This is a genomic window from Reichenbachiella sp. 5M10, from assembly GCF_002742335.1.
Lineage (GTDB): Bacteria > Bacteroidota > Bacteroidia > Cytophagales > Cyclobacteriaceae > Reichenbachiella.
On sequence record NZ_MDGR01000007.1, the window covers coordinates 2,810,750 to 2,833,456 of the forward strand.

Annotated in this window: 21 protein-coding genes; 10 read left to right on the forward strand and 11 right to left on the reverse strand. The window is 44.6% G+C overall.

The window, feature by feature from the left end; genetic code table 11:
• Positions 1-13: 13 nt before the first annotated feature.
• The gene (locus tag BFP72_RS11170) at positions 14-628 is read left to right on the forward strand and encodes an ATP-binding cassette domain-containing protein (protein WP_099599218.1); all 615 of its coding nucleotides are present in this window, start codon (positions 14-16) and stop codon (positions 626-628) included.
• A 116-nt stretch (positions 629-744) separates the two neighbouring features.
• On the forward strand, positions 745-1,227 hold the full coding sequence (locus tag BFP72_RS11175) for a hypothetical protein (protein ID WP_099599219.1): 483 nt from the start codon (positions 745-747) through the stop codon (positions 1,225-1,227).
• A 122-nt stretch (positions 1,228-1,349) separates the two neighbouring features.
• Here BFP72_RS11175 and BFP72_RS11180 read toward each other — a convergent pair whose 3' ends face one another.
• The 9 genes from BFP72_RS11180 to murI all read right to left on the reverse strand — a co-directional run bounded on the left by BFP72_RS11180 (position 1,350) and on the right by murI (position 12,481).
• The gene (locus tag BFP72_RS11180) at positions 1,350-3,242 is read right to left on the reverse strand and encodes an amidophosphoribosyltransferase (protein ID WP_099599220.1); all 1,893 of its coding nucleotides are present in this window, start codon (positions 3,240-3,242) and stop codon (positions 1,350-1,352) included.
• A 108-nt stretch (positions 3,243-3,350) separates the two neighbouring features.
• Entirely contained in the window at positions 3,351-4,805 is a 1,455-nt protein-coding gene (locus tag BFP72_RS11185; protein WP_099599221.1) for an NADH-quinone oxidoreductase subunit N, read from the reverse strand.
• Positions 4,802-6,430: a NuoM family protein gene (locus BFP72_RS11190; RefSeq protein ID WP_099599222.1), complete on the reverse strand. Its 1,629-nt coding sequence runs from the start codon at positions 6,428-6,430 to the stop codon at positions 4,802-4,804. Before BFP72_RS11190 ends, BFP72_RS11185 begins: the two co-directional genes overlap by 4 nt.
• Positions 6,431-6,442: 12 nt before the next feature.
• A complete protein-coding gene (locus tag BFP72_RS11195; protein ID WP_099599223.1) occupies positions 6,443-8,374 on the reverse strand; it encodes an NADH-quinone oxidoreductase subunit L in 1,932 nt (643 codons plus the stop codon).
• Complete coding sequence (gene nuoK, locus BFP72_RS11200; RefSeq protein ID WP_073122383.1) at positions 8,367-8,669, reverse strand: NADH-quinone oxidoreductase subunit NuoK; 303 nt, start codon at positions 8,667-8,669, stop codon at positions 8,367-8,369. Before nuoK ends, BFP72_RS11195 begins: the two co-directional genes overlap by 8 nt.
• Entirely contained in the window at positions 8,666-9,190 is a 525-nt protein-coding gene (locus BFP72_RS11205) for an NADH-quinone oxidoreductase subunit J (protein ID WP_099599224.1), read from the reverse strand. Before BFP72_RS11205 ends, nuoK begins: the two co-directional genes overlap by 4 nt.
• Positions 9,190-10,548 carry a 4Fe-4S dicluster domain-containing protein gene (locus tag BFP72_RS19340; protein WP_221406509.1) on the reverse strand — a complete coding sequence of 453 codons (1,359 nt, stop codon included), beginning with the start codon at positions 10,546-10,548 and terminating at the stop codon, positions 9,190-9,192. Before BFP72_RS19340 ends, BFP72_RS11205 begins: the two co-directional genes overlap by 1 nt.
• 3 nt (positions 10,549-10,551) lie before the next feature.
• Entirely contained in the window at positions 10,552-11,571 is a 1,020-nt protein-coding gene (gene nuoH / locus BFP72_RS11215; RefSeq protein WP_099599225.1) for an NADH-quinone oxidoreductase subunit NuoH, read from the reverse strand.
• A 103-nt stretch (positions 11,572-11,674) separates the two neighbouring features.
• Complete coding sequence (gene murI / locus BFP72_RS11220; protein WP_073122387.1) at positions 11,675-12,481, reverse strand: glutamate racemase; 807 nt, start codon at positions 12,479-12,481, stop codon at positions 11,675-11,677.
• Positions 12,482-12,649: 168 nt separating this feature from the next.
• Here murI and BFP72_RS11225 point away from each other — a divergent pair, with 168 nt between their 5' ends.
• The 7 genes from BFP72_RS11225 (at position 12,650) to BFP72_RS11265 (ending at position 19,943) form a co-directional block, all read left to right on the forward strand.
• Positions 12,650-13,264: a hypothetical protein gene (locus tag BFP72_RS11225; RefSeq protein WP_143520026.1), complete on the forward strand. Its 615-nt coding sequence runs from the start codon at positions 12,650-12,652 to the stop codon at positions 13,262-13,264.
• 1,073 nt (positions 13,265-14,337) lie between these two features.
• The gene (locus BFP72_RS11235; protein WP_099599227.1) at positions 14,338-15,771 is read left to right on the forward strand and encodes a hypothetical protein; all 1,434 of its coding nucleotides are present in this window, start codon (positions 14,338-14,340) and stop codon (positions 15,769-15,771) included.
• Between the two features lie 1,330 nt (positions 15,772-17,101).
• A complete protein-coding gene (locus BFP72_RS11245) occupies positions 17,102-17,557 on the forward strand; it encodes a hypothetical protein (protein ID WP_099599229.1) in 456 nt (151 codons plus the stop codon).
• Between the two features lie 448 nt (positions 17,558-18,005).
• On the forward strand, positions 18,006-18,167 hold the full coding sequence (locus BFP72_RS19390; protein WP_255397196.1) for a Fic/DOC family N-terminal domain-containing protein: 162 nt from the start codon (positions 18,006-18,008) through the stop codon (positions 18,165-18,167).
• Positions 18,160-18,681: a hypothetical protein gene (locus tag BFP72_RS11255; protein ID WP_099599230.1), complete on the forward strand. Its 522-nt coding sequence runs from the start codon at positions 18,160-18,162 to the stop codon at positions 18,679-18,681. The genes BFP72_RS19390 and BFP72_RS11255 overlap by 8 nt, the downstream gene beginning before the upstream one ends.
• A gap of 143 nt (positions 18,682-18,824) precedes the next feature.
• Entirely contained in the window at positions 18,825-19,523 is a 699-nt protein-coding gene (locus BFP72_RS11260; protein WP_099599231.1) for a hypothetical protein, read from the forward strand.
• Between the two features lie 12 nt (positions 19,524-19,535).
• Positions 19,536-19,943 carry a hypothetical protein gene (locus BFP72_RS11265; protein ID WP_099599232.1) on the forward strand — a complete coding sequence of 136 codons (408 nt, stop codon included), beginning with the start codon at positions 19,536-19,538 and terminating at the stop codon, positions 19,941-19,943.
• 200 nt (positions 19,944-20,143) lie between these two features.
• Here BFP72_RS11265 and BFP72_RS11270 read toward each other — a convergent pair whose 3' ends face one another.
• The gene (locus tag BFP72_RS11270) at positions 20,144-21,460 is read right to left on the reverse strand and encodes a sodium:solute symporter (protein ID WP_099599233.1); all 1,317 of its coding nucleotides are present in this window, start codon (positions 21,458-21,460) and stop codon (positions 20,144-20,146) included.
• Positions 21,461-21,642: 182 nt separating this feature from the next.
• Between BFP72_RS11270 and BFP72_RS11275 the strand changes: the two genes are divergently transcribed.
• Positions 21,643-22,167, forward strand: coding sequence for a DUF4442 domain-containing protein (locus tag BFP72_RS11275; protein ID WP_099599234.1), 525 nt, complete (start codon positions 21,643-21,645; stop codon positions 22,165-22,167).
• A 2-nt stretch (positions 22,168-22,169) separates the two neighbouring features.
• Here the strand turns inward: BFP72_RS11275 and BFP72_RS11280 are convergent, their stop codons facing one another.
• Positions 22,170-22,643 carry a hypothetical protein gene (locus BFP72_RS11280; protein ID WP_099599235.1) on the reverse strand — a complete coding sequence of 158 codons (474 nt, stop codon included), beginning with the start codon at positions 22,641-22,643 and terminating at the stop codon, positions 22,170-22,172.
• Positions 22,644-22,707: the final 64 nt, after the last annotated feature.

Here is a 22,707-nt window from a genome sequence, read left to right on the forward strand (position 1 = left end):
ACATCCATTCAACATGGAAGTAATCCTTGACAAAATCAGTAAGCGGTTCTCCAACAAAGAATGGATTTTCAAGGATATAGAAGAGCACTTTCTTCCCGGTGATCGCATCGCCATCACCGGTTCCAATGGCAGTGGGAAATCTACCCTCCTCAAAACCATTGGTGGCATGACCCTGCCAAGCCATGGCGAGATCATTTACCGCTCTGACCAAGGCACACTGGACCAAGATCACTGGATTGACCATCTTGTATTTTCTAGCCCCTACCTCGAACTTATCGAAGATTTCAGTTTGCTAGAAATGCTCACGTTTCACTTCCAGTTCAAAACCATGCGCGAGGATCTATCCATAAACCAGATGATCCAAACCATGTACTTCCAAAAACAAGAAAACAAACTCATCAAGAATTTTTCGAGTGGCATGAAGCAGCGACTCAAGCTTGGTCTTTGTTTTTTCACCAAAGCCGACCTGCTGCTACTGGACGAACCCACAGCCAACCTAGATCAAACGGGAATCGACTGGTACCTGACGCAAATACAGCAACTCCCAAGCGAATGCACCCTCCTCATCGCCTCCAATCAAAGCCATGAATACAGCATGTGTACGAGGACCATTGAGATGAATCCCTAGCCCACCAAAAATACTATGATATATCCTTGAGATATAATTAGGTAGAGAACACAAAAAAAATTATTTTTGATATAGATCAAATTTTATTTTTTCAACAACAACAACAATTTAGTATTATGAAAAAGTTTTTAAACTATTTGCCTGCAGTACTTTTCCTATCGCTACTCACACTAGCAAGCTGTGGAGGAGATGACGACAGTGACGGTGACGATGGTGACGGAGGAAACAACCTCGAAGAAATCGCTACTGAACTCACTCATGCTACGGCAATTGCAACCAGCGTAAACGCTGAAGACGGACAAACAGACTTGATGTGGACAGAAGAAGGTGCTGTCTTTGAGATCAAATTCTCTGGAGACCTAGACGGTGGATCATACACAACTACCAATTCTAAAAACACTGATGTATGGCCTGCAAGTGGTACTTGGGCTTTCAAAGACGAGACAGGCACGGTCATTGTCAGAGACAATACGACGGACATAGACATCACTGTGACTGAAACTACACTCAAAATGAGCTTCGATTACACTTCTGCTGCAGCTAGAACTCATGTTGTAGATGGCGGATGGGTATTCAATATGGATTACACCGCTCAATAAACGACTTTATATAACACAAAAAAAGCTCTGAGGATAACCTCAGAGCTTTTTTTGTGTCTACCTTATTAGTGTCTTAACGTTTGTAACGCCCATTAGAGAGCGCCAACCATACCTTTGTTTGGCTAATACGCTCTTCCTGTTGCTCCTTTCATAAAGTTCACAAAGGCCTTGTTGACCACTCTATTTCCTCCAGGGGTTGGGAAATCTCCGGTAAAATACCAATCTCCTTCGTGATTCGGGCAAGCTACGTGCAGGTTATCTACAGTTTGGAATAGAATCTCCAGCTCCGCTTTCATGCCCTTTGGTCTTACAATCTCCGTGATCTTGGCCGATATCTCCTCCTGAGTGAAGGGGTCATACAATTCCTTGACATAGTTGGGAGCATCCTTTTCACTACCTTTCTCTACACATTTCGCCATCACCTCATCCAAGAGGTTCGACTTGCCATGATCCTCTAGCAAGGCAAGTACCGCTCTAAAAGCAATGAAGTCCTTCATCTTGCTCATATCTATCCCGTAGCAATCAGGGTATCTGATCTGCGGAGCAGAGGACACAATCACTACTTTCTTAGGCTCCAACTTGTCCAGCAAGGTCAAAATACTTTTTTCCAAAGTCGTCCCGCGTACAATCGAATCATCGATGATTACCAAGTTGTCCTTGCCTTTGTTCACTACCTCATAGGTCGTATCGTATACGTTGGCGACCAACTCATCACGCTCCGCATCACCTGTGATAAACGTACGCAGCTTCGCGTCCTTGATCACCAGTTTCTCGACTCTCGGACGAAACGACAACAGCTCATCCAAATCATCCGTACTGGGCTTGCCATCTATGATGATCTCCTTACGCTTTTGGATCAAATATTCGTCTATCCCGTTCATCAGACCGAGATAAGAAGTCTCTGCTGAATTAGGGATATATGAAAATATCGTATTCTTCAGATCAAAATTGACTGCTTTGAGCACCTTTGGGACGAGCAACTCCCCGAGTTTCTTACGCTCACGGTAGATATCTGGATCCGAACTACGCGAAAAATAGATTCGTTCAAAAGTACAAGACTTCTTAGGTAGAATATTCTCTACAAACTGCTCTTCTGTCCAATTCCCATCCTTATCTATGATCAATGCATGTCCTGGCTCGATCTCTTTGATCTGATCATAACTACAGTTGATAGCTGTCTTGATGGCCGGCTTCTCAGAAGCGACCATGATCACTTCGTCATCTGCATAGTAGTAGGCCGGACGGATACCCGCAGGATCTCTCGCTACGAAAGAGGTACCATGGCCCATCATACCACACATTGCGTATCCTCCATCAAAATCCTTGAAGGACTTCTTGAGGATATTGATGACTTTTAACTCCTCTTCTATTTTTTGGGTAATTTCTAAGTTGTTGTACTGATCCTTGTACTCGTCAAACAACAACTGATTTTCTTCGTCTAGAAAATGTCCCACCTTTTCCATCACGGTGACGGTATCAGTCTTTTCTTTAGGGTTTTGTCCCAACTGAACCAAGATATCGAACAGTTCGTCCACATTGGTCATGTTGAAGTTACCCGCTACGACCAAATTCCTACTGCGCCAGTTGTTTTGACGCAAAAATGGGTGGCAACTCTCTAGGCCATTCTTACCATGAGTACCATAGCGCAAGTGCCCCAACCATACTTCACCGGTAAATCCATAATTCTTCTTGAGCCACTCCTCAGAGTGAAACTGCTCATCCGTTCCTTCTTTGCGGGCTTTGCCAAATTTCTTTCCTACCTTCTCAAAAATCTTATTGAGGGGATTGGGATCGATCGACCGGTAGCGGCTGATGTATCGGTATCCAGGCTCTAGTCCCAATTTGATATTGGCGATACCCGCTCCATCTTGTCCACGGTTCTGCATCTTCTTCATGAGCAACAACAGCTTGTTGGCTCCATAAAGAGGCGTACCATATTTGTCAATGTAAAATTGGAGAGGTTTTCTTAGTCGAATGTGGGCTATACCACATTCATGCTTGATAGGGTCACTCATTGCTCAGTTTCAAAATACAAAGTTACATGGATTCCATGTGATAATTCAACTTATTGAACACCTAAATAGAGGGAGTGTATAGATTAAACTTCCTCCAAATAGCTTACGCTAGAATAGCATTTCTAACAAAAGGTCTGCCATAAAGAAGGTTGCCAAAACCAACAAAGCAGTACATGCCAAAAAGACTACACTCACTGCACCAACACGATAGCGCTGCGTAGAGTTCGTTGTTTTGAGAAATAGGTAGTATGGTATTTTGAGGTAATAGAACAAAGAGATAGCGGAATTGAGAATTCCTAGTGCAAAGAACCACAGCAGGTAGCTATCCGCTGACTGCAGGTACACATCCCACAGCGAAGAAAAGACCAACAGCTTGGCCGAAAAACCACCTGTAGGTGGCAATCCTACAAGCGACACCAGCAGGACGGTCATACACACACCGGCAGCTGGGAGCTGCCGCCCCAGACCCGCAAGATCTGAGATATTTTCCAATTCATTTTTTTCCATCCAATCGATGAAATAGAACACCCCTACATTCATGACGCCATAGACGACTGCATAAAACAGCATCGCTTCGTACCCAAACGCTGTCCCAACGATCACACCGATCAGCAATGTCCCCGCATGCGCAATCGAAGAATAAGCCATCATACGCTTGGCATTGTTTTGCCGCAGTGCAGAGAGATTGCCCACGAACATCGACCCTATCGCCAAGATGCTAAGTGCATATTGCCAATTGAATAGCTCGACATCAGTTGTATCCAACAGCTGAGTAAACTGATAGAAAAACACCAAGATGGCGACTTTGGGCAAGACAGAGATCAAAGCAATGGCAGCCGTAGGCCCAGCCTCGTAGGCATCTGGAGACCAAATATGAAACGGCACCAAGGCCAGCTTGAAAAAGATCCCGACGAAGAACAGCATCAGCGCGAGATTGAGCCAGGTAGGGTCACTGCTCTGAGCCACCATTTGCGGGATCACCGCGAGATCCAAACTCCCAGACAGGCCATATATCAACGACAGACCATAGAGCATCAAACCAGAGGACATGGCGCCAAATAGCAGGTACTTGATTCCTGCTTCGAACCCTTTTCTCTGAAAAGAGAAGGCAATCAATACATAAGAAGTAATCGACACGAGCTCCAACGCCACATAAAACAAGAGTAAATTCTGCGCTTGAATCAAAAAGAATGTCCCCAACAACACCATCAGGATCAAGTACTGATATTCACCCGTCCTACGCTGTACTCGACTGTTGGGGTACAGCAAAACGGCAGCTGTCATCAGGACAAAGAAATATTTTAAAGTAGGTGTAACGGCCGTCTGCGCCAAGACACCATTGAGGTACGCCCCTTCGATAGGTGCCGCATCAATCGCCAACGAAGTGGCTGCTAAAACAACCAACGTCGCGAGCGTCCTTACCGTCGCAGCAGCTGTCCCTTTGTACAGCAGGTCAAGTACCACTAGAAACAAGCTCCCTGCTATCAGGGTCATCTCTGGCAACAAATACCCAAACTCCCCAATCAGTGTGGTGATGTACGCTATGAATTCTGACTGCTTCAATTCCCTGCTTGGATTAGTATGGTATTGGCTTCACTCTGCGATTGGATATAATCCACAAAGCCAATGATCGTTTCGTTAGAATAATCGAGTAGGATGTTGGGAAAAATACCGAAGAGCACCGCCAACACCACAAGTGGCAAAATCATCAGCCACTCTCTGCGGTTAAGATCGGGCAATTGCCACGACTCGTCTTTGACCCAAAACTTGCCAAAGAACATCCGCTGTAGCGTCCACAAAAAGTACGCAGCACCCAGCACCAATCCTACCAGTCCCACTATCGGCATCCATGTACTGAGTATGCTACCATTGACCGCTCCGTCGAACGCACCAATCAACACCAAAAACTCCGCAATGAATCCAGAGAATCCAGGCAAGCCCAGCGCAGCAAAGAACCCAACCAATACGGCAGCAGAATAATACGGCATCTTGGTCGCCAATCCACTGAAGTTGGCTATCTCACGGTTGCCGGTACGATCGTAAAGTACACCTACCAAAATGAAGAGCAACGCGGAGATCACCCCGTGACTAAACATCTGAAACATCGCTCCAGACTCTCCTTCGATCGTCAAAGAAGCCAAGCCCAACAGCACAAAGCCCATATGCGAAACAGAAGAGTATGCGATCAATTTCTTAAGATCAGACTGTGCCATCGCCACCAATGCAGCATAGATGATGGCAATCACTCCTGCAAGTGCAATGTACCACCCATACGCCACCGCTGACTCTGGGAAGATCGAATAAGCAATGCGGTAAAAACCATAGCCCCCGATCTTCAACAAGACTCCTGCGAGTACTACTGATATAGGTGTCGGCGCTTCCACGTGTGCATCAGGCAACCACGTATGTACAGGTACAGCTGGCAATTTGATGGCAAAGCCAATCATCAGAAACAAGAAAGCCCATACTCTGACACTGACTCCCATCCACTGTGTACTGAACCCCAACATAGCCTCGCCAAGATAATTGGACGGGTCCATCATCTTCATGATATCAAAGGTATGTACCGAACTACCTGGTGCCTCGACCACTGACAGGTTGAGCCCGATCATCACCATGAGGATGAACAACGATCCCACCAAGGTGTAAATGAAGAATTTCATCGATGCATATTCTCTACGCTTGCCACCCCAGATGCCTATCAAGAAATACATCGGCAGTAGCATAAACTCGAAAAAGAGATAGAACAAGAACATGTCTATGGACACAAAACAGCCAAACACACTGGTCGTCAAAACCATGTACAGCACAAAATAACCCTTGACACTCTTCTTGATGTTCCAAGAGGAGATCACACCGACCAGCATCACGATGGCTGTCAACAGCACCATCAGGATACTCACGCCATCTACTGCTACATAATATTGTATAAGGATACTCCCAAACGATCCGATATTCAAATTGATCCATTCAAGCTTTTGGGCAAACTGCAGGCTCGATGCGCCATAGCCCGCAAGCGAACGATCAAACGAGCACATCAGTACCATCGTCAGCACGAACTCGACAAGCATAGCCACCAAAGCGATGACTTTGAATGCCTGCTCTTTGTCACTGGGGACGAAAAGCATGATTCCTCCAGCGATCAAAGGAACGAATATTAACCATGACAATAGGTGATCAAGGAGCATATACCTAGATAATTAAGTCAAAAAATAAACAATGATCAATAGGCCAAACAAAGCCCACACAAAATACATCTGCACATTACCACTCTGTAGTTTTCGGGTGCGACCACCCGCAAAACGTGCCGTCCAAGCCAGCAACTTGACCAGCCCATCCACGACGTGCTTGTCAATCAATCCCACAAAATGTGCAAAGACTACTTCGGCTTTCGCCAATAGATCAATCAAACGATCCAATATCTTCTTGTCAAAGAAAAACAAGAACGAGGCGCCCTTCATGGCACCTCCAGCCACGATCTTTCGATGAAAGTGATCGAGGTAAAAATTATTGGCAGACAACCCGCCCCATATCTTCTTAGATGCGCTGACCGGTTTGACCAACATTCCTTTCTCTACATAGAGGTAAGCCACCAAAATTCCAGAGACCGCCAGTACGACAGACAGCATCGGCAGCCAAGCATAATGTCCTGGTTCGGGATTGGCAATGATTTGCGCTAAAGCATCCGTCACCCCCGTATGCGATCCAAAGGGGTTGAGTGTAAAAGCAATCCAAAACGACAAAGCAGTCAATACGATCAGTGGCAACTTCACTCTGATATGTTCCATGAAAGTACTCTCTACCTTCTCCCCAAAGAACACTTTGAAATACAGTCGAGCCATATAAGCAGCTGTCATAAACACGGACACCAATGCAAATATCGAAACGATCATCGGCAGCCCCGAAGATAAAACACCTCCAAGGACTAGCTCCTTGGACAAGAAACCCGAGAACAGCGGTATGCCCGCCAAGGAAAGCGTACAAATCGTGAATGCCACGAAAGTCACTGGGAGCACCGTGCGCAAACCACCCATGTTGCGGATGTCCTGAGCATCAAAAGCATGATCGTGATTGGTCTCGTGAAAATAGTGGATGATACTCCCTGCACAGAGGAACAAGCCCGCCTTGAAGAAAGCATGGGTCACAAGGTGGAAAAATGCCGCTACTGGAAACCCAGCACCTATCGCCATCACCATGTATCCCAACTGGGATACCGTGGAGTAGGCCAAAATCTTTTTGATATCGTTTTGCGCGAATGCGGCAAAAGCACCTGTAAAGGCTGTAACCCCGCCAATCACTCCGATCAACTGCAGTACGTCTGGCGACAGCAATGGGAATACACGCACCAATAAATACACCCCGGCTGCTACCATCGTCGCGGCATGGATCAACGCAGAGACGGGTGTAGGCCCTGTCATCGCATCGGGCAACCAGGTCTGCAACGGAAACTGTGCAGACTTGCCCACAGCTGCCAAAAACAACCCCAAGCCCGCCATGAACAACATCGCATCAGGGATATCCAGCCCAGCCTCCGCCAGTACCAATAGCTCCGCGATATTCAACGTCTTGAAATAGGCGTACAGTACAAATATACCCAAGAGGAATCCTGCATCCCCTACCTTGTTCATCACGAAGGCCTTGAAGGATGAAAGCGGTGGCTTGACCTGATCAAACCAAAATCCAATCAATAGATACGAAGAGAATCCTACCAATTCCCAAAACACAAAGGTCAACAGCAAATTGGAAGACAGGACGATCCCGTACATCGAGAAAGCAAACAGCCCCAGCAAGCCAAAATATCGTGCACGACTCTCGTCATGCTTCATGTACTCCATCGAGAACACCGCCACCAGTAGTGCTATCAGTGCCACGACCATCACCATGATCCCTGTCAGCTGATCGTACCACAGCCCCACGGCAAAACTATATTGCCCCAAGCGAATCCAGTCTGCCTGCAGGTCGGTTCCTGCAGGGATGGTCAAAAACGACCAAACGGCTATCCCGAGTACCCCAGCAAAGACCGTCGCGATCGTCACGCCTCCTCCTCGGTTGCCCGCCATGTAGGCCAACAAACCTCCGACCAAGGGCAGCAGGAGAATAGCGAGCATCAATATGGAATTCAAATCAACCATTCAATTCGTCTAGTTCGTCTATGTTGGATACTTGTTGGTGTCTGTACACCTGATAGATGATCGCCAGTGCTACGGCAGACTCTGCTACCGCGATCACGATCACAAAGAGCGACATCATCTGCCCAGTGAGCAGTGGGTCGTTTTTCGCGAAAGCGACCAAATTGATATTGGCGGCATTGAGGATCAGCTCCACCCCTACCAACACCATGATGGCGTTTCGCTTGATGATGATGATCATCAGACCGATGATCAATAGCGCTGCACTCAAGACGATATAGTGTTCTATCGGTATCATTTCTTGTCTTCGAATTTAGATCCTGCAAGGAAGGCCGCTCCGATCAGTGCCATCAGTAGCAAAACAGCGGTCAGCTCTAGCGCCACCAACTGATGCGTCATGAAATTGATCCCGATCGTCTCGGTCACTGATTTGTCCAGCTCGGATTGCGGACCAAACTCCGCCAAAGGAAACTTCGTTTGTAGCGTACTGTAGAATACAAACGCCAAACCTAAGCCCAAAAGTACCGCAGGTATGATGCGCCTATGTTCGGTAAGCATCTTGCCTCCATCGATGCGATTGGTGAGCATCACGCCAAACATCATCAGGATCAATATCCCTCCGATGTAAACCATGATCTGCGTCACACCGACAAACTCCGCATTGGTGATGATATATATCGCCGCTACTGACAAGAATACCAGCACCAACATAAACACCGAATGGATGATGTTTTTGGACATCAAAATCATCAGCGCCGATATCACCGCTAGCCCCGCAAAGCCATAAAATGCCAATATGTTGAAATTGATCTCTTCCACTATTCTTCGCTCTGGGTAGACGACTCCCCGTCATCTGTTTTCTTTTTCTTTATTTTAGGTCGAAAGACTGGCTTAGGGCTTTTCGCTTTTGGCTCTTCGCTTTCTGAGTTTGTCTCTGAATCTGCCGCCTCCTGACTCTCGCCTCCAGCCTTCTTGATCTTTGGACGAAAAACTGGCTTTTGGCTTTTGGCCTTTGGCTCTTTGCTTTCTGAGTTTGTCTCTGAATCTGCCGCCTCCTGACTCTCGCCTCCAGCCTTCTTGATCTTCGGACGGAACACTGGCTTTTGGCTTTTGGCCTTTGGCTCTTTGCTTTCGGTATCTACATTCGGCTCTTGACTCTCAGCGTCTGTCTTCTTAATCTTTGGACGGAACACTGGCTTTTGGCTTTTGGCCTTTGGCTCTTTGCTTTCGGTATCTACATTCGGCTCTTGACTCTCAGCGTCTGTCTTCTTCTTGATCTTTGGTCTGAAAACAGGTTTTTCAGCTTTCTGTTTCCCCTCTGCCTCATCCGCTTTGGTCTCTCTCGACTCCTGACCTTCGTCTCCTGACTTTTTGATCTTCGGACGGAACACTGGCTTTTGGCTTTTGACCTTTGGCTCTTTGCTTTCGGTATCTACATTCGGTTCTTGACTCTCCGAATCTACCTTCTTCACCTTCGGTTTGAAAGCGGGTCTCGCAGCGGGTTTCTTCTCTGGCGTAGCTTCTCCCTCCGTAGCGGCAGGCTTCACTCGCGGTTTGAAAGACGGCTTGGCAGCTGCAGGTTTCGCCGTACTGGCTTTCGCTGCTGCGGCGGCTGCCTTGGCCTTTTCTTTCTCCGCATTGAATATTTCCAACTCCTTCTTCTTCTCTTCCACCGCATCAGCCGTCATGTTCGAGAACTCAAAATTGTGCGCCTTCAAATCAAACACACTGAAGTCGTACTCCTTGGTCATCGTCAGACACTCGGTAGGACATACCGTCGTACAGAGACCACAGAAGCAACATTTGGACATGTCTATGTCAAACTTCGCCGGATATATTTTTTTGGATGTCCCGTCGGAGGTCTTGCCGATCTCCTCGGTCGCTCGTACGGGTTCGATATCGATACAGTTGACCGGGCAGACCTTGGCACACTTGTCACAGACGATACAGTCGTCGATCTCATTGTGCAGCTGGTAGCGGCCATTGTCCGGTACGGGAAACTCCTCTTGGGGGTACTTGAGAGTAAAGATGCCCTCCTTGTGCTCGAAGTAGTCCTTGTCTGCCACGCCTATCGGCTTGCGCGAAGTGCGCGCCTTCAAGAAGTGCCTAAAGGTGATCTTCAAGCCATAGAGCAGCCCGCCAGTTGTTTTGATGATATTTTTAAAATAGGTCTTCACAGCTTACATCCAAAGTTTCCAAAATCCCGACACAAAAACCATAAACAAACCTATCGGCGTGAGGTATTTCCAACTCAGTGACATCATCTGATCGACACGAATCCTTGGATAAGTCCACCGCACCCACATTTGCACAAAAATCATCAACATCGCCTTGGACAGGATCCAAAACGTCCCCCATACATCGGCGGACAGTTGTCCGACCGTCCCTGAAGTCCAGTCTGCCAAGCGCACAGGTCCTAGATTGGGCAGTGGAGTATTCCAACTCCCAAAGAACAGGATCACCGCGATGAGCGACACGAGTAGCATCATCCCGTACTCCGACAGCATGATCACCGCCCATCGAAACCCGGAGTATTCCGTATGAAAGCCGCCGATCAACTCTGACTCTGCCTCGGGCAAATCAAAAGGTGTCCGGTTGGACTCAGCCAACGACGCGATGAAGTATATCACGAATGGCACGATGAGAAAGGGATATTGGATGATGTTCCAGTGGATGAAGCCTAGGCCTCCTACCTGCTGGAGCGAAATTTCTTGTAGACTCAGCGTCTGCATCAGCATGATCACGCAGAGGATGGCTAGCCCAAGCGGGATTTCATAGGATACGATTTGCGCCACGGAGCGCATCGCACCAAAGAGCGAAAACTTACTATTCGAGCCCCAGCCAGCCATCAGTATCCCGATCACGTCGAGCGAGATCACCGCCAGGAGAAAGTAGATCCCCGTCTCTGCAGCAGACCCCTGTATATCCGCAGACAAGGGCAGCACGGCATATCCGGTAAATACCGAGACAAATATCACGAGGGGTGCCATCAAGAAGAGCTTGCGGTCGGCAGCCAGTGCGATGATATCCTCCTTTTGCATCATCTTGAGTACATCGGCAAAGGACTGCAACAGCCCGAACTTGCCCGTCTCCATAGGCCCTATCCTGTCCTGCATGAACGCGGACACTTTCCTCTCCGCGTATACCGCGAAAATGACAAAGACGAGTAGAAAAGGAAGATAGATGAGAAACGCTATCATTGATTGATTTTAAAAATCGTAATTTAAAAAAATAACAAAGGAAAACAGCGCAAGAATTTGGCTTGTTTTCGAGGGGGTATCAATCAATCAACAACAACAGCAATTACTCCCATAGCGGGTACTTCTCAAGATGAATATCTTGATTGAAGAAAAGACTGGCGGCCTTTTCGAAAGCAGGGGTAATATCAGATACAAGAAACTGGTCATTGCCTTTGTTTTTCTCTCTAGTTAAGTCTTGGGTTATTAACTGTTGTTTGAGATTCTGAGCCACAATATTAGCCGAATCGATCAACTCTACCTCGTTTTTGTAGAAATCTTTTAGGGCATCTTTGATAATCGGATAGTGCGTACACCCTAGAATCAATGCCTCGATCCCTTCGAAACGTTCGTCTCCCAAATACTGGGCGATGATCTCATGACTGATCGAGTTGTTGATGAATCCCTCCTCGATCATCGGCACGAGTAGCGGAGTAGCCAGCGACACCAGCGACACCTCTATCTGTCGTTGTTTGATCTTCTGATCAAACACCTGAGAGTTGACCGTCTGTTTGGTCCCGATCAGTCCGACTTTCTTGTCTACGAATCTTTGGGCCAGTAGGTCTATCACAGGATCGATTACATTGTACACTTTCGCTCTGCTGCCGACATATTCCTTGACCAGTTCGTAAGCAGCGGCAGAGGCTGAGTTGCAGGCGATGAGAATGACCTTGCACCCACGCTCCAGCAGGGCGTTGGTGATTTTGATGGAGTAGGACTGGATCGTCGTGGCTGACTTGTCGCCATAGGGCAAGTGCGCCGAATCTCCGAAGTAGATCATGTCCTCGTCCGGCAGCATATCCTTGACCGCTCTCGCGACTGTCAGTCCGCCCGTACCACTATCAAATATCCCAATGGGTGCGTTTCTATCCATACGGCTGCAAATATGGATTTTATTGTTGAAAAGTATTGGCTTGAGAATGGAGATTTGAAGGCAAAATGGATTTGACAAGGAGCGCAAATCAGTTAGCTTTGGATTGATGCAGTGCGAATAAAGTGCACTGTGCACTTTACACAAATGTTACAGGCAATTAGTACTAGAATGAACCAAAACCTTTTCTCAAAAACAATGTCAGGCAAAACCGAAGCTGAACTTAATGCAGTACTTGCCGAAAACTCCCCATATGTCGAAGAAGCCCGTCAAGCCGCTGTGTGGGAACTCGAAAAGCGTAACGCTGAATCCGAAGTAACCATGAAACTTGATTCGGAACCTTCGAAAGCAAAATCAGAGAGCCTCGAAGAACAATATGAACCAGTATTTAATAAAAGTAAAAAATACATTACTGATGATCCTGATGCACCTGAACTCTACACCAAAACAGCTATAACTCTATTTTCAGCCCTTTTCTCAACTATTTTTGGAGCTGCCCTGCTTATGTCGAACATGAAGACAATGGGCAGAAGTTCAAGTAGATTTTTGGTTTTAGCATTTGGAGTGGTTTACACAGCCATTATAATTTTTACCAACGAAAAAATTGGAACTAATTCCAGTTTGGTGACCGTATTCAACCTAGTTGGCGCAGTAATTTTAACCGAGATTTTCTGGAATCATCAACTCGGCAAAGAATTGAAACACCGCAAGAAGAAGATTTGGAAGCCTCTTATCATTTCAATCATCATAACGATACCTTTTATTTTGGCTTTGATTTATGGCTAAAAAAAGCCTGTAACATGGCGTCATAGTGCATGTGCGAACTGAGCATCTAGCCAGCCTCGGCGGAACGAACCCGTGCATCTGTCGCGGGAAAAACTTCTCTGCTTATAGCAAGATCAGTTCGCCGCAGCGGAAGATCGGCGGAACGCAGCTCTCACCGATTCGCTAGTAGGTTCGGCAGATTTTCACTACTTTGGCTGTATTATCAAACGACACGCACACGCACCATACGCAGGCGTTGTAGGTCATATGGACGAAAGAATTACAGTAATTAAATCAAACATTAGAGCTCTCGGGTTGCTAACAATTACAATTTTTAGCATCGGACTTACCATAACACTGGTGTCAGTTGCTGAAGGTGTTATGCTGCATTTTCTAAAACCATATACAAGCGCCTTGATCTCAAGCGACGATCCAATTGTCACGGAAATAAATTCAGCAATGAATATCGTATTTGCTTACAACATTTCAGGAGTTATCTTTTGCATTACCGGAATTTTTGTAGCCACGAAAATGATAACTTATAAAAAATGGGCCATCTATGTTTTTCATGGTTTATGTGCAATTTGCATTGTTGGATTAGTAACCACTGCCTTTCAGAACCTGAACCATTTCATCAGTTATGACCCTAACCATCCTAATAATACCTTTCAACTAGACCTAGATTTTGTCAAATACAGTATGATGAAATTTAACGTCATTGTCAGACTTTTAATCCTTCTTGGTATCAGCTTGATAGTAACAAAGGTGAATCTGAAGTTGCGTAGGTCTGAATATCAGAATGTATTAGAAAGCTAATCAACGACCTACAACAAAGCGTATGAGCGAATGCCCATGCGATCTCACCGAAACTCTGCAAGTAACTTGACCGCCGCTTCGCTCAGGAATCTCTAGAAGTCTGGCGAAGAGGCATTCGGATCAGCAGTTATCCCTTGATCAATTGGAGGTATGGAGCGCATCGGCTACTTTAGTGCTTTTAGAAACTGTGTGGGCACATCGCCATACGCAGACGTTAGGGGTAATGTCTTAAACTCGTAAATTTCCTACCTTTATCTAATATATAACTGTCACCGCAGATGGACCAACTTGAATACCTAGAATCCGAACGTCAAAAAATCTGGAAAAAAATTATCGAACTGGACGAACTAATCCAGAAAAAGACTTCCGACTATGAAAAAGAGGCACAACAGGCTTCACGTAAAACTTCAGAGTTCAGAAATAAAACCGAAAAAGCGAAAGGGAATGCCGAACAATTTCTATCCGAATGCCAATCCATTCTTGAAGAACTAAGGACAGAAAAGGAGTCATTAAAGAAGCTCAACACCTCAATAAGCAGGTTTTATCATACCTCCAAAGGAAACTCAGAAGCTCTTCAAAAGGATCTTGACGAGCTAACCCGAAGGAAGTCCGAACTAGAGAATCAAATAAACGCTGTTGAAGAAATCTATGCAGGTCATGAGGAATTGGTCGCTCAAATAGGAAAACTTTCATCCATATCAACTCAAGCCTCAGATTTATTCAATAAAATAAATACTCTACACAAACAGGCCATCTCCAGAAAAGAGGAAGTAGACTCATTATATTATGAAATTCATGGATATGACGAAGAGGGGGCTGAGGGAGAAGAGGATACACACGTTGAGGGTATAAAAGATAAGCTTGATAGCACATTTGAGCAGTTGGAAAGTGATTTTCAAGAACTCGGAAAGAAGGTTGAAAAGATAGAAAATGAATCAAAAACGAATTACGACAATTTTATTACCTCAAAGGATGATTCTTTTGAAAAGAAAATCAAAACATGGAATAGCGAATACTCCAGAATAAAAGAACAAATTGAGTCCCTTCTACCGAATGCACTGACGGCAGGACTAAGTCATGCTTATTCCGAAAAAAAGGTAAAAGAGGAATCAGATAGTAAGAAGCTAAGAACTCAGTTTTATGTAGGTATCTTTTTTCTAGTTTTGGTTTCGCTAATACCTTTTTTGGTCAGTATCAACCTTTTGAAAGAAGGGAAGGAAATTTCAGAGGTATTATTAGATTTACCTAGACTGGTAATTTCAATTCTCCCCTTGTACGTACCTGTAATGTGGTTAGCTTATTCAGCGAACAAAAAATTGAATTTATCCAAAAGACTAATTGAGGAATATACGCACAAAGAGGTTTTGAGTAAAACTTTTGAAGGATTGTCTAGACAAATTGACGAACTGGAAGATCACGACTATGATGTGTCAAGCGAACTCAGAATAAAGTTGCTTTTCAATATTATGGAAGTAAGTTCTGAGAACCCGGGTAAATTAATTTCAGATTATAACAAATCTGACCATCCATTGATGGATGCATTGGATAAGAGTGCTAAACTATCAAAAGCTGTTGACAAACTTACTGGAATTCCAGGCATGAGTAAGCTAACCGAAATTCTCGAAAAACGGCAGAAACGCATCCTTAATAAGGAACTTGCTGGTATTGATGAGGCTTTAGAATCAACCGAAAACGAAAGCGAAAACGCATAAAACACATACCCCCAACAAACACTAAAATGAATATGCGAACTGAGCACTTTGATATGACATTGCGAACTGGAAACCTCCATGTTTCTAGCCACTGGGGCGCATACTCATTTTAGTTGGTCGTTACCCAGCATAGACTGCAACTCGCATGAGACTCTACACGAACTGCATCAACTGTAAATCCGAAATTAACTTCCGAACAAGTGCATCAGATAGGTTTGTCCTGGCGAAGAGACAAGGCGAACGAATCAAATTGAATTGCGAATCTTGCGGATCAACCAAGAAATATCATGTGAACAACTTGAAAGCTGAGGAAAGCAGAATAGTTGGAATCATCTCAGTGCTCATTTTCCTCGGTGGAACAACTGCATTGTTAATTTACCTCTGGCCTTACATTTTTCAAATAGCTTCCGTTTATGCGATTTCTGGAGCAGTCGGAATCCTAACGGTTCCATTTTTGGTATATCAGGCGATCAACTCTGGACAGGCGAACAAGGTGAAGTACTTTAACACCAAGAGGTACGGCTAACTCCAACGAACTGGATAACGGAAATGAACCCCGCTCTTTTAAGCCTTAGCACAAAGCGAGACTTGAAAGCATCTATACAGGACAAGTCTTCAGACTTGCTTACTCCTAATTGGCGATCTTCATTGGCTCAATACCTAGCCATAACCATCAGGGCATCAAATCAGAAATCAGCAGGGGATTTATTTCATCACTCAAAAACCTTCAAAACAAGCTTTTGAGCAGGCTTTATGCACTTTGAGCAAAAGCTAAGCTTACCTGAGCCTGAAGGTAAGCTTACCAGAGCCCCAACCTAAGCTTACTGCAGGGTGAACCTAAGCTTACCTCGACCCTGAGGTAAGGCAACATGGGAGCCGAACTAAGCTTAGTTTGGACAGGTCAGGTCTCATCGCGTTTTGTGATATACCAAGAGGTTTGCCTGTAGTCTTGGGGAATATCGACAGGAAATACTAGCTTGGCCTCACCAAGCCGATCAGCAGTCGGCTTCCTGTAGCATAAGTTCGAGAAATAAGTACACGATCAAGGGAAGCTTGCTATAAGCTTTGAACCCTTCGCCTGAGGCATTACTCGGAATTCGAATAGCCCCTCCGTCAGGTTTTGGAGCAAGTAGGTATCAACCTAGGATTGTTGTTTGGTCACTAGACTATCACTATCTTCGAAGTGTGCAGCCATCTCTATCCTGTGAGCTATTCACTCTATTGAGAGCTGTCACTACGTAGAAAAATAAAGAACAGTATAAAAGACATAGCAGATATAAAGTGCACTGTGCACTTTACACAAATGTTGTGATCCATTTCGGAACGAATAATGAAGAGTAAAAAATCATTCCTTGAACAACAGTGGGATTTCATGGGAATTCTAATGATTTTAGGTGTTGCTGCTAGTCCTGTAATAATTGGAGGAATCTGGCTATATCAATCATATCTAGCTGAACATCTAGACAAGTACTTTGTTGATGAACCAATTGCCGAAAAGTATTGCTATTGCGCAACTGAAAATAAGAAAATCCAGTTAGCAAAATTGCATTTTAGAGCAGAAGATGCACAAAAATCTGCTATTCTTATTGAGAATGGAAATTATGACAATGTTGTCTCAAACAGAGTCAAGTTTGGTGATAAAGTCCTTATCTACAGATATTATGGAACACCAACAGTAGCTAAAGTTAAATGGGTTCATAACAATTTCAGAGGCGAGGAAATTTCAAACTCTGGTTGGGTTCCAGCCATCTGCCTGAACAATTCTCTACCCGATAGTTTCCAATAAATAACAGATCACAACATGGCGTATAGATGCATGTGCGAACTGAGCATATAGCCAACCTCGGCGGAACGTACCCGTGCATCTGCCGGCGGAAATTACTTCTCTGCTTAAGTGAGATCAGTTCGCCGCATCGGAAGATCGGCGGAACGCAGCTCTGACCGATTCGCTAGTAGGTTCGGCAGATTTTCACTACTTTGGCTGTATTATCAAACGACACGCACACGCACCATACGCAGGCGTTAGGCTTCATTAAGAATCTTGCCTATTAAAATCTTAATTAACAATCCTACTAATTAAGATTTTTGTCATTTTATCATATAAGATTTACGTTTGTTTAAGTAACTCATGATAGACAAAAATGAAAAACTACAACTCAGGGAAGTATATCAAACAAGGCTCCTATAAGAGTTTTCAACCAGACATCATATGTCGAGAATGACAAATTGAAAACATGGAATTACTAAATCCCCTCAGTCAAGCTGACAGACAATTGGGAAGATTAGATATGTATTCTGAGTATATACCGAATATTGATCCTTTCATCAGCATGCACGTGCTGAAAAAAGCAACTCAATCGAGTAAGATTGAAGAAACCAAAACAATATATGAATAAAGCATTACTTATATTCTGTCTGGCTCTAGGACTTATGACTTCTTGTGGACCAAGAGCACACTTCAAAAGTAGCTCTTCTTACCAACCAACTAACAATATTGAAGAACTCTATCTAATCGTTGTTGGTGATGAAAAGACCAAGGCGGCTTATGGCTATCTAACGGATAACTTAAAAGATTCTCTTTCGAGTTATGTATCGGTTGATTCGAAATATCACTGTTGCCGAGATGAGAACACTGATATGAATGTTCTGTTCTCATCATTGAGGCCATCATCACCAGAAACTGATCACGTACTAACTGTGGTTACAACTAAAGTTATTGTTGGGTATGGCACAACAAGCTCAAGAGAACTTGGAGTTGCTTTATTTGACATAAGAAGTCAAAAAATGGTTTGGCAGGGTACTATTTCAGCAAGTTTTGAATGGTTTATTTCTGACGAAAACTATAGGGCAGTAGCTAAAACTTTAGCGAACAAGATAATGAAAGAACTGCATGAAAAGAACATAATATAAGGCTGATAACAATCGCTATCACCCATAAGCTTACTTAGCTGTTTGCAAAGGCTGCTGTGGTCGTGTAGTTTTATTGAAATAAGCCCAGCATACGGATGATAGTTGGGCGTTATATGCAATGTCTGTTAGCCAAATAAATCAACATGATGAAAAACTTAATCTTTGTATTGGTAATTTCTGTGTCTTTCAAAGCATTGTGCCAAAAAGAAGTCAACATTGTTTACGATACGAACATTGAGTATAAAAACTTCAACCCTGATTATTCGAAGCTTGATTTTAATAAAGGTGCACTTAAAGAATTAGTAACAATTATTGCTTCAAAGTCGATTTCTGATGATGAAATCGATTCTATTTCAACGCTGATCTGGCAAGCGGCTATTGACCCAATTCTATTCGACTCTAACTACAAGGAGTTTTCTGAGGGAAGCTTAGGTAGTGGCTATTCAGTTCGAAAAGATGGGGCTCATGTGAAGGAGCCAAAACCGTTTCTTGCTGAGTGGAGTGTTCAGAACTCAGAGATTACATACATTCGTTTCGTTATTGAATTTATTTTATCTCACTTTAACCTAATATGCTACGGTGATAATTTTGAAGGTGTGCAAGCTGCATTCTATCAAATTATTCAGACTAGAGAACTCACAATTGAAAATTATTCAGGCAATAAATGGGTGTACGACTATTTAGATCAGATTAATCAAATCACTCTAAAAGAAATAAATAAGAGAGCTTTAGTTTCAAAGGGTTATTACACTATTTTCGTTAGTAACATTGAAGATTCCGAAAGATTAATCGAACTTCTTGCAAGGATTAAGTATGACTTGGTAATTCCAAAAGCTAGATAGATAGCATCAAATATGAATAAGAAAGTAGCTTCAATTATCATGTTTTTCATACTTGGAATAGTTCTAATACTGCACGTTTTGATTTTGACAGGGCAAATTCCGTATGACAAAGTTTGGGCAGGAAAACTTCATTCAGTTGAGGAAATGAAATCTTTTGAAACATTCTCAATACTACTGAATGTCTTCATGCTATCTGTATTGTATATCAAATACAGACAACTAGCGAAAGGGGTGAAAAATAAGGTTATTGATATACTCATTTGGATTTTCTCCGCCTTTTTCGCATTGAATACTGTAGGCAATCTATTTTCAAAAAGCTTGATTGAATTAATCCTAGGAACCTTCTTGACATTGACTTCCGCTATTTTATGCTTTGTTATCGTCAAAAGGGAAAAAACAAAAGCACTACAAGGTGCATAGTCAATAGACCCGCTCTTTCAAGTCTTAGTACAAAGCAAGACTTGAAAGTATATAATATATACAGTGCAAGTCTTCAGACTTGTTTAGTCCCAATTGGCGATCTTCATTGGCTCAACACACAGCCATAACCATAGAATTCATCAGGGTATCAAATCAGAAATCAGCAGGGGATTTGCGTGACACGCAGAACTATACTCCAACTACACCTCCCTAACCTCTACTTTCTTGCTCCTGTACAGCAATCCCAACAGTGAGCCTACCAATACCACGATGGCAATAGTGGGTTTAGCCCCGAAGATGGCGAGACCTATGAGCAGTCCTAGGACTCCACCCATGGCACTCCCCATGAATCGGCCTTTGTTTTGGTGGCCACCGATCACATAGATCATAGCCACAGCGAGGGTCATACGTAGCGCAGCACCGACAATCGTGATGTCGACAATGCTCCTCCAAAACCATGCAATCCCAAAAGCCAACACCACCGTGATCACCGTAGCGTAGCGCACTGAGTTCACCCTTTTGTCCGAAGAGACCCCTCCTGTCACGTGAGAGGCTACCGCAAAGATCGCACTGTCTGCCGTGCTCATGAGTCCGGCAAAAAACAACACCAACAGAGCCGGCAACCAAGAGGTATCCATGAGGTTTTGTGTCGCGTAGACAAACACCATATCTGGGTCCAAACTCGTATCAAGACGGTATACTTGCAAACCCAAAAGCAACAGCAAAAAGGCTATGATCAAAACTGGCACGATGGCCAAGCCCATGCCCCGCTTGAGCGACTGCTCATCTCTAGCGGCATAGCAGAGCTGATAGCGGTCTGCCAGACCGAATACCGACAACCCTCCATAAAGCACCAAACCGATGATACTCCCGAGCGTGACATGCTCACCCGTTGGTATACGGAGCAGTGCATCTACTGACTCTCCACGAGTCATCCCATACACCAGCAATCCCAAAAACGCCAAGATAATCACTGCCTGCACGACATCCGTCATCACGACGGCCTTGAACCCCGAAACCAGCACATAGACCATCACTACTCCTGTCGTGAGGAGCAGAGCGGTTTCGTAGGAGAACAAATCAAAATACGCGATGATCTTGGCTCCTCCTGCGAGTGAAAGGACAATCCAAAAAAACTGCACTACCGTAGTGACACCATTGGTCAACCGAGCGCTTCGCTTGTCCTGAGTGAGGTGTGCCGGCAAATCCCCTTGTGTGTAGAACTGCCCTTCTAGCGACAGACGCTTGACCCGAGGAGCGGCCCAAAACGCAAAGAGAGCATAGCCAATCACTGCACCGACGAGCATCCCAGACATCCCCACCCCAAAGCGGTAGGCATAGCCTGTATAACTGATGAGAGTGCTGACTCCTACTGCTCCCGCAAATTTGGAAAACAAAATCGTGAGCCCACCGCGGTTGCGCCCGCCGATCAAAAAATCCTCCGCACTAGAAGACCTTGACAGGTAAAGTGAGAAACCAATAATCAACAGGATATAGACGAGCAGGTAAACATACATAGGTAATGTGTTTTGATGGAACGAACGTGAAATTACAGCGACACCACGCATATTGACAAATCTCCAGGATAGAAAAGCCCAGCATGGATTTCACACTTGTGACAAATGACTTGCCTTGATCCACCGCTATTTCGGGTTGCATCGGATATCTTTGGCAGACATAGACAACACCCAAAACAAACATGTACGACAAAATTTATCAATTCCTCAACAGGTTTTTCAAGACTGCTACGTTATTCAAAGCCTTGTTTAACCTAGCGCCGATGTACCGTAGGTCGGTAGGACGAGTCAAATACGTCTCAGATGACTTGATGCTGACCACTGTAGAAATCCCCCTCAATTACAAAAACCGCAATTACGTGGGGACGATGTTTGGGGGCAGTTTGTTCTCAGCCACCGATCCGATCTATATGATTCAGCTGGTGTACATCCTAGGCAAAGACTATGTGGTATGGGACAAAGCTGCGCTGATCCGCTTCAAACGACCAGCGACCGAGCGTGCCTATGCGCGCTTCGAATACACCCCTGAAGAAGTCGAGCAGATCAAGCGTGATGTAGCGGAGAAAGGCGAAATCGACATCACCAAGATGATCTACATCACCAATAAACAAGAAATGGTCTTCTCCGAGGTGGAAAAGACCATTTATGTGGCGTCTAAATCGTTCTACAACGAGAAAAAAAGAAAACGAGCATTGCGCTCGTCCTAAGTTTATTTGGAAGTCCCTCTATTGGCAAACGAAACTGCTGCTTCTAGACTGTCATCCAAAGTCACCCCTAATTCCTCGGCTCTCTTCTCTAATTTTTTCTTGACGCGAAGCAAGTCGTGGCGAAACATCGCCGTGAACCCAACATCTCCATCTACTACGACGAAGATCGATCGGTCATCACGTGTCGCTATATCGTTTCCTTTGTGCTGCTCTCTGGTCCCCTTCATCTTCTTACAAAGATCATCGTAGTAGACCACATCACTGTACACTTCTTGCATAGTACCGCTGCTGACGGTCAACAAATAATACATATCGTTGTACTTCATTTCCTTTGAGTAGAGGTTATAGACTTTATCTCCAGACTCTTGAGTCGTCTCTTCTATTTTTAGATTCTCACTACCCCACAATTCCTCAGTTTGTGCAGTCACAGCATCCATCCCTACGAACAATACGAAAACAAATAATATATACTTCATCGCTTTTTAATGTTTTATTATCGCAAAATGAATGCATTTCCTCCAGTCTTCAAAAAAGTAATCG

What these genes read in the sequence shown, in the direction of transcription:
- BFP72_RS11245 (WP_099599229.1), top strand. Translation starts at nt 17,102, where the DNA reads ATGAAGAGTAAAAAATCATTCCTTGAACAACAGTGGGATTTCATGGGA.
- BFP72_RS11275 (WP_099599234.1), top strand. Translation starts at nt 21,643, where the DNA reads ATGTACGACAAAATTTATCAATTCCTCAACAGGTTTTTCAAGACTGCT.
- murI (WP_073122387.1), bottom strand. Translation starts at nt 12,481, where the DNA reads ATGGATAGAAACGCACCCATTGGGATATTTGATAGTGGTACGGGCGGA.
- nuoK (WP_073122383.1), bottom strand. Translation starts at nt 8,669, where the DNA reads ATGATACCGATAGAACACTATATCGTCTTGAGTGCAGCGCTATTGATC.
- BFP72_RS19390 (WP_255397196.1), top strand. Translation starts at nt 18,006, where the DNA reads ATGGAATTACTAAATCCCCTCAGTCAAGCTGACAGACAATTGGGAAGA.
- BFP72_RS11235 (WP_099599227.1), top strand. Translation starts at nt 14,338, where the DNA reads ATGGACCAACTTGAATACCTAGAATCCGAACGTCAAAAAATCTGGAAA.
- BFP72_RS11260 (WP_099599231.1), top strand. Translation starts at nt 18,825, where the DNA reads ATGATGAAAAACTTAATCTTTGTATTGGTAATTTCTGTGTCTTTCAAA.
- BFP72_RS11270 (WP_099599233.1), bottom strand. Translation starts at nt 21,460, where the DNA reads ATGTATGTTTACCTGCTCGTCTATATCCTGTTGATTATTGGTTTCTCA.
- BFP72_RS11170 (WP_099599218.1), top strand. Translation starts at nt 14, where the DNA reads ATGGAAGTAATCCTTGACAAAATCAGTAAGCGGTTCTCCAACAAAGAA.
- BFP72_RS11255 (WP_099599230.1), top strand. Translation starts at nt 18,160, where the DNA reads ATGAATAAAGCATTACTTATATTCTGTCTGGCTCTAGGACTTATGACT.
- BFP72_RS11280 (WP_099599235.1), bottom strand. Translation starts at nt 22,643, where the DNA reads ATGAAGTATATATTATTTGTTTTCGTATTGTTCGTAGGGATGGATGCT.
- BFP72_RS11195 (WP_099599223.1), bottom strand. Translation starts at nt 8,374, where the DNA reads ATGGTTGATTTGAATTCCATATTGATGCTCGCTATTCTCCTGCTGCCC.
- BFP72_RS11175 (WP_099599219.1), top strand. Translation starts at nt 745, where the DNA reads ATGAAAAAGTTTTTAAACTATTTGCCTGCAGTACTTTTCCTATCGCTA.
- BFP72_RS11180 (WP_099599220.1), bottom strand. Translation starts at nt 3,242, where the DNA reads ATGAGTGACCCTATCAAGCATGAATGTGGTATAGCCCACATTCGACTA.
- BFP72_RS11190 (WP_099599222.1), bottom strand. Translation starts at nt 6,430, where the DNA reads ATGCTCCTTGATCACCTATTGTCATGGTTAATATTCGTTCCTTTGATC.
- BFP72_RS11265 (WP_099599232.1), top strand. Translation starts at nt 19,536, where the DNA reads ATGAATAAGAAAGTAGCTTCAATTATCATGTTTTTCATACTTGGAATA.
- nuoH (WP_099599225.1), bottom strand. Translation starts at nt 11,571, where the DNA reads ATGATAGCGTTTCTCATCTATCTTCCTTTTCTACTCGTCTTTGTCATT.
- BFP72_RS11225 (WP_143520026.1), top strand. Translation starts at nt 12,650, where the DNA reads ATGAACCAAAACCTTTTCTCAAAAACAATGTCAGGCAAAACCGAAGCT.